This window comes from Actinopolymorpha rutila (assembly GCF_013407855.1).
Lineage (GTDB): Bacteria > Actinomycetota > Actinomycetes > Propionibacteriales > Actinopolymorphaceae > Actinopolymorpha > Actinopolymorpha rutila.
Genome location: NZ_JACBZH010000001.1, coordinates 3,265,292 through 3,277,118 on the forward strand (window position 1 = coordinate 3,265,292; position 11,827 = coordinate 3,277,118).

Below are 11,827 nucleotides of genomic sequence, written 5' to 3' on the forward strand. Positions count from 1 at the left end.
AGACCAGCGGGGGAGTTCTCATGAAGGTCACCTCGGTCGGGCATGCCGGTTTCTACTTCGAGACCGCGGCGGGCACGGTTCTGTGCGACCCGTGGGTCAATCCCGCGTACTTCGCCTCCTGGTTTCCGTTCCCGGACAACTCCGGCCTGGACTGGGCCGCGTTCCGCAACCCCGACTACCTCTACGTCTCCCATCTGCACCGGGACCACTTCGACCCCGACCACCTGCGCGAGGGTGTCTCCCACGACACGACGGTGCTGCTTCCGGACTACCGCACCCCGGACCTCGAGGACACCCTGCGCGGTATCGGCTTCAGCCGGTTCGTGACGGTGCCGAGCGGGCAGCCGGTCGAGCTCGACAGCGGCCTGCGGGTGATGATCGTGGCGCTCACCTCGCCCAGCGACGGCCCGATCGGCGACTCCGCGCTGGCGCTGGACGACGGCACGGCGCGCATTCTCAACCAGAACGACGCCAAGCCGGGCAGCCTGGAACAGCTGCGCGCGTTCGGCCCCTACGACGTGCACTTCCTGCAGTTCTCCGGCGCCAACTGGTGGCCGATGGTCTACGACCTGTCCGACGCGGCGAAGGTCGCCTTCGGCACCAGCAAGCGCGCCAACGGGCTCGCCCGGGCGTTCCGCTACGTCGAGGAGGTCGACGCCAGGTACGTCGTCCCCTGCGCCGGCCCGGCGGCGTTCCTGGACGCGGAGCTGATGGCGTACAACGACCTCGACGACTCACCGGCCAACCCGTTCCCCGACCACCCGGCGTTCGTGGAGTACATGCACGAGCAGGGCCGCGACAACGCGAAGCTGATGGTCCCGGGCAGCGTGCTGACCATCATCGACGGCAAGGTCGACGTGGTGCACCCGGGCGAGGACGCGTTCCGGCCCTACCACGAGAAGGCGAAGTACCTCCGTGCCTACGCCGAGCGCCGGCGCGCCCAGATCGAGGCGGAGAAGGCCTCCTGGCCGGCACCGGGGATCGATTTCCTGCCCGCGCTCAAGGAGTGGTTCGAGCCGCTGCTGGCGATGGCCGACCACATGTGTGCCGGTGTGGGCGCGATGCTGCTGCTGGAGATCGGTGACCACACCCAGCTCGTGGTCGACTTCGTCGAGCGGGAGGTGCGGCCGTGGGCGGGCGAGCGCTGCCGCTACCGCTTCCGGTTCGCCCAGCCGATGGTCGAACGACTGATCGCCGACCACGAGATCGACTGGGTGAACAGCCTGTTCCTCAGCATGCGGTTCGGTGCCGCCCGGGTCGGCCCGTACAACGAGTTCGTCTACACGTTCTTCAAGTGCCTCTCTCCCGAACGCATGGCCTACGCCGAGCAGTGGTACGCCACGCAGGAGGACGAGCTGGAGGAGATCCAGCTCGGCGGCTGGCTGGTGCAGCGCACCTGCCCGCACCGGCAGGCCGACCTCGGGTACTTCGGCGAGGTGGAGGGCGACACGCTGCGCTGCTCCATGCACGGGTACGAGTTCGACCTTCGGTCGGGCAGGTGCCTGACCGCGAGCGACCGGCCCATCCGGGCGCGGCGGGCCGCGCCGGACGCCGACCCACTGCACGACGAACGCCACGAGGTGCCGGAGGACTGACCGGCCCACACCACACCTACCGGCCCCGGAACGACCGGACTCCCCGGCACCTCCTCAGGGTCCACTCAGCCCGGCGGGCTACGGTCGCGCCATGGCGGCAGCGGACGACCTCGGTCAGGTGTGGCAGGACGTGCTGGGCACCCAGCCACGGCTGTCCGACACCGCGCTGCTCGCCTGCGCCGCGGTCGCCCTGGTGGCGGTCTGGGTCCGCCGGGCGTGGCGGGTGACCCGGCAGGTGGTCACCATCGCGCACGAGGGCGGGCACGCGCTGGTCGCGCTGCTGGTCGGCCGCCGGCTGGCCGGGATCCGGCTGCACTCGGATACCTCCGGGGTCACGGTGTCGCGGGGGCGCCCGACCGGGCCCGGCATGGTGGCCACCGCGGCCGCGGGCTACCTCGCGCCGTCGGTGCTCGGACTGGTGTACGCCGCCATGCTCGCCGCCGGCCGGATCACCGCCCTGTTGTGGCTCAGCGTCGCGTTGCTGGCCGTGATGCTGGTGGCGATCCGCAACGCCTACGGCGTGGTCGCCGTGCTGGTGACCGGCCTCGGCCTGTTCGTGGTGTCGTGGTACGCCCCGGCGCGCCCGCAGGCCCTCGTGGCCGGTGCGTTCACGTGGTTCCTGCTGCTGGCGGCCTTCCGCCCGCTGGCCGAGCTTCAGCGCAAGCGCGCCACCGGGCGGGCACGGGACTCAGACGTGGACCAGTTGGCCCGGCTCACCCGGGTGCCGGCCGGGATGTGGGTCGCGACGTTCGCACTGGTGGCGGCAGGGGCGCTGGCACTCGCCGCCACCTGGCTGCTCCCGCTGGCGTCCGTACGCGCCTTCGCCACCGGCGGCTGACCGCGCCGCGAGGGCCGTAGGTCTTTCACGTCCAGTTGTGGACGTATGGCGGTAGGCAAACGGACGTAACTGTTGTGCGGGTGCGGCCCGTCCCATATGTTCCTCGGACCGGCCTCACCCAGCATCGCGATGCCCGGCTCCCGCAGCCGTGGTCTGGTCTCGGGCCGATGTAGTGCGCGCAGTCCGGACAGCCCAGTTCCCTGCAGTCACAGCCTGGGAGAGCGCTTACCTGGCGTTTCGAGGTGGCGTTCCCCGAGGCCTGAATCATGGAGGTGCGCGATGACGCCACCCGAAAACCCCCGTCCCAGCCGTAGAGACCTGCTGACATGGGGAGGCGGGACGCTTGCCGCGGTCTCGCTGTCCGGATGTTCGTTCCTGTCCACGGATCCGAGCGACAAGAAGCCCGCCAGCGCCGGAGGAGGAGCCGCGCAGAAGGCGAAGGGCAAGGAAGCCCCGATGCTGGCGCAGCAGGTGAAGGCCGGGAAGCTGCCCAAGGTCGGGGAACGGCTCCCGAAGACCCCCCTCGTCGTGCAGCCGACGGAGAAGGTGGGCACCTACGGCGGGACCTTCAGGGCCGTTCTGGTAAACGCCGCGGACACCTCCTGGCTCGGCCGCACGATGGGGTACGAGGCACTGATGCGGTTCGACCCCACCGGGCGGAAGGTCATCCCGAACATCGCGGAGTCGGTCACTCCCAACGACAGCGGTGACGAGTACACCATCAAGCTCCGCGAGGGTATGAAGTGGTCCGACGGCAAGCCGTTCACCGCCGACGACCTCGAGTTCGGATTCAACGACTGGCTGCTCAACTCCGAGCTCAGCCCGGTGGTGCCCGACTGGATCAGCAGCGCAGGTAAGCCGGCGAAGCTCACCAAGGTCGACGACGTGACGGTGAAGGTGACCTTCCCGCAGCCGAACGGCCTCTTCCTCTCCAAGCTGGCGTACAACACCTTCTTCGCGCCCAAGCACTACCTCCAGCAGTTCCACAAGAAGTACAACCCCGACGCGCAGAAGCTCGCCAAGCAGCAGAAGATGACGGCCTGGACCGACCTGTACGGCTCCAAGAACGACCACTGGGGAAACCCGGAGCTGCCGACGTTGTGCGCGTGGGTGACGAAGAATCCCCTGGGCACCGGAAGCCGGGTGACGTTCGAGCGCAATCCGTACTACTTCAAGACCGACCCCGACGGCAGCCAGCTGCCCTACCTGGACCGGGCCAACTTCGACGTCACCTCCGACGTCCAGGTGATCCTGCTCAAGGCCTCCGCCGGCGAGCTGGACATGACGACGCGGCACATCAACACGCTGCCGAACAAGCCGGTCCTTGCCCGCGGGCGCGCGAAGGGGCAGTACCACTTCATCACGCTGGAGAACACCGTGATGAACGACATCGTGATCTCGCTGAACCTCAACCACAAGGACCCTGTACTCCGGAAGATCTTCCAGGACAAGAACTTCCGCGTCGGGCTCTCGCACTCGATGAACCGGCCGGAGATGATCCAGTCGGTCTTCCAGCGTCAGGGTGTGCCGTGGCAGGCGGCGCCGGACGAGCGGTCGGAGTTCTACGACGAGGAGTTCGCCAAGCAGTTCACCGAGTACGACGTGGCGAAGGCGAACTCCTTCCTGGACAAGGCCGGCCTGACGAAGAAGGACTCCGCGGGCTTCCGGCTGCGCCCGGACGGCAAGCGGCTGAGCTTCCAGGTCGAGGTGGCGAGCCCGTCCCTCACACCGTCCTGGGTCGACGGCACCCAGCTGGTGGTGCAGTACTGGCAGAAGGTCGGCGTCGACGCCAAGATGAAGAACGAGGACCGCACGCTCTTCTACGAGCGCAAGGACCCGACCGCCAACGAGCACGACGCCGGGGTCTGGATGGGTGACGGCGGCCTGCTGATCGAGAAACTCGAACCCCGGTGGTACTTCCCGTTCAGCAGCGAGTCCATCTACGCCGAGCTGTGGCAGCAGTGGTTCAACACCTACGGCAAGGAGGGTGAGGAACCGCCGCCGGAGACGCGCAAGCAGATGGAGCTGTACCGCCGGCTCATCGACACCATCGACGAGAACGAGCAGAACACGATCTACAAGCAGATCCTGCAGATCGCCAAGGAGCAGTTCTACTGCATCGGCTGCGTCCGGATTCCCAACACCTACGGCATCGTGAAGAACAACTTCCACAACGTGCCGGACAAGATGCCGGAAGCGTCGATCATGGCGACGCCCGCGCTGAGCAATCCCGAGCAGTGGTACAAGTCCTGACCCACCCGACGACTGCCCACGTGAGCGCGGTGCGAGGAGGTAGCCGGACGTGTTGACGTACATGGGGCGGCGGATCCTGTTGATGATCCCGACCGTCTTCGCCATCTCCGTGGTGGCGTTCATCATCATCCAACTGCCGCCAGGTGACTACCTGACGACGATCGTCTCCCAGCTGCAGTCGCAGGGTGACCAGATCGACAAGGCGCAGTTGGCGGCGCTGTCGGCGAGGTACGGTCTCGACCAGCCGGTGTACGTGCAGTACCTGAAGTGGATTGGCGGCATCCTGCACGGCGACTTCGGCATGTCGTTCGCCTGGAACAAGCCGGTGTCCGCGCTGCTGAGCGAGCGGCTCGGACTCACCGTCGTGCTGGCGATCACCACACTGCTGTTCACCTGGGCGGTGGCGTTCCCGATCGGCGTCTACTCCGCGGTGCGGCAGTACTCCGCCGGCGACTACATCGCCACCACGCTGGGCTTCCTCGGCCTGGCGGTCCCGAACTTCCTGATCGCGCTGGTCCTGATGTGGGTGGGCCTCAACTACTTCGGCCTCAGCGTCGGCGGGTTGTTCTCCCAGGACTACGTGGACTCGGCGTGGAACCTCGGGAAGGTGATAGACCTGCTCAGTCACCTGTGGGTGCCGGTGGTCGTCCTCGGGGCGGCCGGCACCGCGGGTCTGGTCCGGGTGCTGCGGGCGAATCTCCTGGACGAGCTGCACAAGCCCTACGTGGTCGCCGCCCGCGCCCGGGGGATGCCCGAACGCCGGCTGACGGTGAAGTATCCGCTGCGCGTCGCGCTGAACCCGTTCGTGTCCACGATCGGGTGGGTGCTTCCCGGGCTGGTGTCCGGTGAGGTCATCGTGGCGCAGGTGCTGTCGCTGCAGACGACCGGACCGCTGCTCCTGGACGCGCTGAAGAGCCAGGACATGTACCTCGCGGGATCGATCATCCTGATCGTGAGCGTGCTCACCGTGATCGGCACCCTGATCTCCGACATCGCCCTGGCCTGGTTGGACCCCCGGGTCCGGCTCAGCCACCGATAGGCGGGAGCGACGATGACACAGCAGACACTTCCCGCGGACGAGGGAACCGGACCGGTCGTCGAGCCGGACGCGCCGGTCTCCGAGGCGGGCGTGAGCGGCGACACCGCGATCGCCGTCGCACCACAGTGGAAGCTGGTGTGGTGGGGCTTCAAGCGGCACAAGCTCGCCATGGCCGGGCTGGTGGTGACGCTGGTGATCTACGTGCTGGCGATCTTCGCGGAGTTCCTCGCGCCGTACTCCAGCGGGCACTACAACCCCGACTACGCCTACGCCCCGCCGCAACGGCTGCACTTCGTCGACGACGGCAAGTGGGGCATGTACGTCTATGGCTACAAGTCGAAGCAGGACCCCACCACGCTGGAGCTCACCTGGACCACCGACGAACGCAAGAAGGTGCCGGTCAGCCTGTTCGCCAAGGGCGAGTCGTACAAGCTGTTCGGGCTCATCCCGGGTGACCGGCACCTGATCGGGCCCGCCAACGGGGCGAAGGGTCCGCCGATGTACCTCATCGGCGCCGACCGCAACGGTCACGACCTGCTGTCCCGGATCATCCACGGATCACGGGTGTCGATGTCCATCGGCCTGGTCGGGGTGGCGTTCGCGTTCGTGCTCGGTGTGGTGCTCGGAGGGGTGTCCGGCTTCTTCGGCGGCGTCGTGGACACGGTCATCCAGCGCGCGGTGGAGTTCTTCATGTCCGTGCCGACGCTGCCGCTGTGGCTCGGTCTGGCCGCCGCGGTGCCACCTGGCTGGGGTCCGCTCAAGCGGTACTTCGCGGTCACCGTCATCTTGTCGATGATCGCCTGGACGCACCTGGCCCGGGTGGTACGCAGCCGGTTCCTTTCCCTGCGGGAGGAGGACTTCGTGACGGCGGCGACGATCGACGGCGCCAGTCAGCCGCGGATCATCTTCCGGCACATGCTCCCGTCGTTCTCCAGCTATCTGATCGCCTCGCTCACGCTGTCGATCCCGGGCATGATCCTCGCCGAGACGTCCCTGTCGTTCCTCGGCCTGGGCCTGCAGGCGCCGGTGGTGAGCTGGGGCGTACTGCTCCAGGAGGCGCAGAACATCCGCGCGGTGGCCACCGCACCCTGGCTGCTGCTGCCCGGTGCGACGGTCGTGGTCGCCGTCCTGGCGCTGAACTTCCTCGGTGACGGCCTGCGTGACGCGGCGGACCCGTACAAGCACTGACATCCGTGGTGGAGGCCCGAATGAACCAGTCCAGTCGCTCCGAGGTCGCCGAGGGCGGCGGCCGGCGTGACCGTGCCCGTGGGCGTGGCCGCGGCCGTCGCCCGGGTGGCGCGCCGGCCGCCGCGCCGAGTCCGGACACCGACCAGTCGACACTGCTGCGCATCACCGACCTGCACACGCACTTCACCAGCCGGGAGGGCGTCGTCCGCGCGGTCGACGGCGTCGACCTGACGGTGCCCAAGGGCCGTACGGTCTGCGTGGTCGGTGAGTCCGGCTGCGGCAAGTCGGTGACGGCCCGGTCGATCCTGCAACTCGTCGACCGGCCCGGCGCGATCGCCGGCGGCCGGATCGACTGGCGGCCCAGCCCGGACGCGGACTGGACCGACCTCGCCGGGCTCGACCCGCGCGGTGAGGAGATCCGGCGGGTACGCGGCGCCGAGATCGGCATGGTGTTCCAGGAGCCGATGGCCTCGCTGTCGCCGATGTACACGGTGGGCGACCAGCTCATCGAGGCGATCCAACTGCACCTGCCGCTGTCCAAGGAGGAGGCGCGCGAGCGAGCCGTCGCGCAGCTGCGCCGGGTCGGGATCCCGCAGCCGGAACGCCGGATGGACGCCTATCCGTTCCAGCTGTCCGGCGGCATGTGCCAGCGGGTGATGATCGCCATCGCGCTGTCCTGCGACCCCGCCCTGCTGATCGCGGACGAGCCGACCACCGCACTGGACGTCACCACGCAGGCGCGCATCCTCGACCTGCTGAAGGATCTGCAGGACCAGACCGGGATGGCGATGGTCTTCATCACCCACGACCTCGGTGTGGTGGCGGAGATCGCCGACGAGGTGACGGTCATGTACCTCGGCAAGGTCGCCGAGCACGGCACCGTACGCGAGATCTTCGACGAGCCGAAGCACCCGTACACCCAGGCCCTGCTGCGTTCCATCCCCACCATGCGCGGCTCGGGCGAGCGGGAGCGTCAGCGCCTGGCCGCGATCCGCGGCATGGTGCCGCACCCGCAGAACCGCCCGGCCGGCTGCCCCTTCCACACCCGGTGCGACCACGTGATCGCCGGGGTGTGCGACCAGCAGGACCCGCCGCTGGTGCAGTTCGGGCGCGAGCACCTGGCCCAGTGTCACCTGTACGACGAGCAGGGCGAGCTGACCGCCGTGGGCGCCGGCACGACAGGTGGCGGGCACGCGGCCAACGGCGAGGCGGCACCGAAGGGATCGGTGGCGCGGGAGACACCGGCCGGCGGTGCCGCCGGTACGGGCGGTGCGGGTGGCGCCCCGGTTCAGGTTCGGGAGCGTCCGGCCGCCAACGGATCCCGGCCGCACGACGCCTCGGGCGCGCCGCTGGTCGAGGTGCGCGACCTGTCGATGCACTTCCCGATCAAACGGGGGATGTTCGGCCGCACCACCGGCGCCGTGCGCGCGGTCGACTCGGTCGACTTCACCATCGCGCCGGGGGAGACCCTCGGCCTGGTGGGTGAGTCCGGGTGTGGCAAGACGACCCTCGGTCGCTGCCTGGCCCGGGTGCTCCAGCCCACCTCCGGGGAGATCCGGTACCGCCGGGACAACGGCGAGACGGTGGACCTGGCCCGGCTGCGCAACCGCGAACTGGCTCCGTTCCGCCGGGAGATCCGGGTCATCTTCCAGGACCCGTTCTCGTCCCTGAACCCGCGGATGACGTTGCTGCAACTCGTGGGGGAGCCGCTGCGGACGAACAACCTCGCCACCGGGTCGGAGCTGCAGGACCGGGTGGCGGACATGCTGCGCCGGTGCGGCCTGCGGCCGGAGTACATGCGGCGCTACCCGCACGCGTTCTCCGGTGGTGAACGCCAGCGGATCAACATCGCCCGCGCCCTGATCACCGAGCCGCGGCTGGTGATCGCGGACGAGGCGGTCTCGGCGCTGGACGTGTCCGTGAGGGCGCAGATCCTGAACCTGCTGGCCGACCTGCAGGCACAGTTCGACCTGACGTACCTGTTCATCTCCCACGACCTCTCCGTGGTGGAGCACCTGTGCGACCGGGTGACGGTGATGTACCTCGGCTCGATCGTGGAGACCGCGGACACCTCCTCGCTCTACACCCAGCCGCACCACCCCTACACCGAGGCGCTGCTGAACGCCGTGCCGTTGCCAGACCCGCACAACCGGCGGGCGCGGCACGAGCACGGTCTGCCCGACGACCTCCCGGACGCGGCCAACCCGCCCTCGGGGTGCCTCTTCCACACCCGGTGCCCGCACGTGCAGCCGGATCGCTGCGTCACGGAGGTACCGGCCCTGCGGGAGACCGAGCCGCAGCACCTCGCGGCCTGTCACTTCGCGGAGGAGCTCACGTTGAGCGGCGCCACCCGAAAGTGACTCCGCGTGCCGGGATGCGGTGCCTGGAGGCGGTGCGGGAGGTGCGGCGGGTTCGTGTGAACATGTGAAGGTCACCGGGCAGTCGGTTGCATGGGCATGCATGATGGGGCATACTCATGCAGAACCAACCGAGGGGTGACGTGACCATGGGTTTCAGCGCGGCGGTGGCAGGTGCGAGCGGCTATGCCGGTGGCGAGCTGTTGCGCCTGCTCCTCGCCCACCCCGAGATCGAGATCGGCGCGGTGACCGCCGGCTCCAACGCCGGCACGCTGCTGGGGCAGCACCAGCCCCACCTCACGCCACTGGCCGACCGGGTGCTGGCGGAGACCACCACCGACACGCTGACCGGCCACGACGTGGTCTTCCTCGCCCTCCCGCACGGGCAGTCCGCGGCCGTCGCTGCGAGCCTGCCCGACGACGTGCTCGTGATCGACTGCGGCGCCGACTTCCGGCTCACCGAGGCCGCCGACTGGCAGCGGTGGTATTCCGGTGACCACGCCGGCACCTGGCCCTACGGCCTGCCCGAGCTGCCCGGCCAGCGCGAGCTGTTGCGGCCGGCTCGCCGGATCGCGGTCCCCGGCTGCTACCCGACCGTGTCCACCCTCGCGCTGCTCCCGGCCGTCGCCGCCGACCTGGTGGACGCCCGCGACGTCGTGGTGGTCGCCGCCTCCGGCACCTCCGGCGCCGGCCGGTCGCTCAAGCCGCACCTGCTCGGCAGCGAGGTGATGGGCGCCATGTCCGCCTACTCCGTCGGCGGCGCCCACCGGCACACCCCCGAGATCGAGCAAAACCTCCGGCAGGTCTCGGCCTCGCCGGTCACCGTGTCGTTCACGCCCACCCTGGCGCCGATGTCGCGCGGCATCCTGGCCACCTGCACGGTGCACGTCCGCGAGGGTGTCGACACCGCCGCCGTACGCGACGCCTACGCGCGGGCCTGGGCCGACGAGCCGTTCGTCCACCTGCTTCCGGAGGGCAGCTGGCCCAGCACGGCGGCGACCCTCGGCTCCAACGCCGTGCACGCCCAGGTGGCGGTGGACGACCGGGCCGGGCGGCTGGTCGCGGTCGCGGCGCTGGACAACCTCACCAAGGGCACCGCCGGCGGCGCCGTCCAGTGCATGAACCTCGCTCTCGGCATCGCCGAGACGACCGGTCTGGGCACGGTCGGGCTGGCGCCATGACGAGCCGGTGCGAGACCGCCGCGAGCGCCGGACAGTGGTGCGGGCACCGCTACAGGCGACGACGAGGCCAGTCCCGCCGATAGCCCGGCACGCCATCGTCGCCGGGCGGTCTCGTCGGACACACGTCGTCCGTACCCGATCCTCGCCCCGAAAGGCACTCCCTTGTCCGTCACCACTCCCCTCGGCTTCCGGGCATCCGGCGCGACCGCCGGGCTCAAGCCGAGCGGCAACCCCGACGTCGCCCTGGTCGTCAACGACGGTCCCTCGTTCACCGCCGCCGCCGTGTTCACCGACAACCGCTGCAAGGCCAACCCGGTGCTGTGGAGTGAGCAGGTCTGCAAGGACGGCCAGGTTCGGGCCGTCGCCCTCAACTCCGGCGGGGCCAACTGCTACACCGGCCCGGAGGGCTTCCAGACCACCCACGCCAGCGCGGAGCACACCGCGCAGCAGCTGACCGCCTCGGCCGTGCCCGGCGCCGCCACCGCCGCCATCGACGTGGCCATCTGTTCGACCGGCCTGATCGGCGAGCTGCTCGACCGCGACAAGCTTCTTACCGGCCTCACCGAAGCTGTCGCGAAGCTGTCCGACGACGGCGGCCAGGCGGCCGCGACCGCGATCATGACCACCGACACCCGGGCCAAGCAGGCGAAGCACGCCGGGGCGGGCTGGTCCATCGGCGGCATGGCCAAGGGCGCCGGCATGCTGGCGCCCTCGCTGGCGACCATGCTCGTGGTGATCACCACCGACGCCGCACTCGACCCGGTGGCCGCCGACCTCGCTCTGCGCGCGGCCACGTCCGCGACGTTCGACCGGCTCGACTCCGACGGATGCATGTCCACCAACGACACGGTCCTGTTGATGGCCAGCGGCGCGTCCGGCGTCACTCCCACCCACGAGGAGTTCACCGCCGGGCTGACCGCCGTCTGCCACGACCTCGGCCAGCAGCTGATCGGCGACGCCGAGGGGGCCGAGCACGACATCGCGATCGAGGTGGTGCACGCCGCGACCCAGCAGGACGCGCTGGACGCGGCCCGGGCCATCGCTCGTAACAACCTCTTCAAGTGCGCCGTCTTCGGCAAGGACGCCAACTGGGGCAGGATCCTCGCCGCGGTGGGCACCACCCGGGCGGCGTTCGACCCCGCGACCCTGGACGTCGCCTTCAACGGCGTGTGGGTGTGCCGCGACGGCGGAATCGGCGAGTCCCGCGACCTGGTCGATCTCTCCCGGCGCCAGGTCGAGGTGACCGTCGACCTCAAGGCGGGGCAGGAGTCGGCGACCATCTGGACCAACGACCTGACCCATGCCTACGTCCACGAAAACTCCGCGTACTCCACCTGAGCCAACCCACCGACCAGTACACCACGAGCCACGCATGG

Annotated in this window: 8 protein-coding genes; all 8 read left to right on the top strand. The window is 69.5% G+C overall.

The window, feature by feature from the left end; genetic code table 11:
* The first annotated feature begins 20 nt into the window (after positions 1 to 20).
* The 8 genes from F4554_RS14520 (at position 21) to argJ (ending at position 11,789) form a co-directional block, all read left to right on the top strand.
* Positions 21 to 1,595 (top strand): Rieske 2Fe-2S domain-containing protein, encoded by a 1,575-nt coding sequence (locus F4554_RS14520; protein ID WP_179787867.1) that lies wholly within the window; start codon positions 21 to 23, stop codon positions 1,593 to 1,595.
* Between the two features lie 91 nt (positions 1,596 to 1,686).
* Entirely contained in the window at positions 1,687 to 2,433 is a 747-nt protein-coding gene (locus F4554_RS14525) for a M50 family metallopeptidase (RefSeq protein ID WP_179787868.1), read from the top strand.
* 279 nt (positions 2,434 to 2,712) lie between these two features.
* A complete protein-coding gene (locus F4554_RS14530) occupies positions 2,713 to 4,686 on the top strand; it encodes an ABC transporter substrate-binding protein (protein ID WP_179787869.1) in 1,974 nt (657 codons plus the stop codon).
* A gap of 49 nt (positions 4,687 to 4,735) precedes the next feature.
* Positions 4,736 to 5,725, top strand: a complete 990-nt coding sequence (locus F4554_RS14535; RefSeq protein WP_179787870.1) for an ABC transporter permease subunit — start codon at positions 4,736 to 4,738, stop codon at positions 5,723 to 5,725.
* A gap of 12 nt (positions 5,726 to 5,737) precedes the next feature.
* Positions 5,738 to 6,913, top strand: a complete 1,176-nt coding sequence (locus F4554_RS14540; RefSeq protein ID WP_179787871.1) for an ABC transporter permease — start codon at positions 5,738 to 5,740, stop codon at positions 6,911 to 6,913.
* 20 nt (positions 6,914 to 6,933) lie between these two features.
* Positions 6,934 to 9,273, top strand: coding sequence for an ABC transporter ATP-binding protein (locus tag F4554_RS14545; protein ID WP_179787872.1), 2,340 nt, complete (start codon positions 6,934 to 6,936; stop codon positions 9,271 to 9,273).
* Between the two features lie 146 nt (positions 9,274 to 9,419).
* Positions 9,420 to 10,451: an N-acetyl-gamma-glutamyl-phosphate reductase gene (gene argC, locus F4554_RS14550; RefSeq protein ID WP_179791546.1), complete on the top strand. Its 1,032-nt coding sequence runs from the start codon at positions 9,420 to 9,422 to the stop codon at positions 10,449 to 10,451.
* Positions 10,452 to 10,613: 162 nt separating this feature from the next.
* Positions 10,614 to 11,789: a bifunctional glutamate N-acetyltransferase/amino-acid acetyltransferase ArgJ gene (argJ, locus tag F4554_RS14555; protein WP_179787873.1), complete on the top strand. Its 1,176-nt coding sequence runs from the start codon at positions 10,614 to 10,616 to the stop codon at positions 11,787 to 11,789.
* Positions 11,790 to 11,827 lie beyond the last annotated feature (38 nt).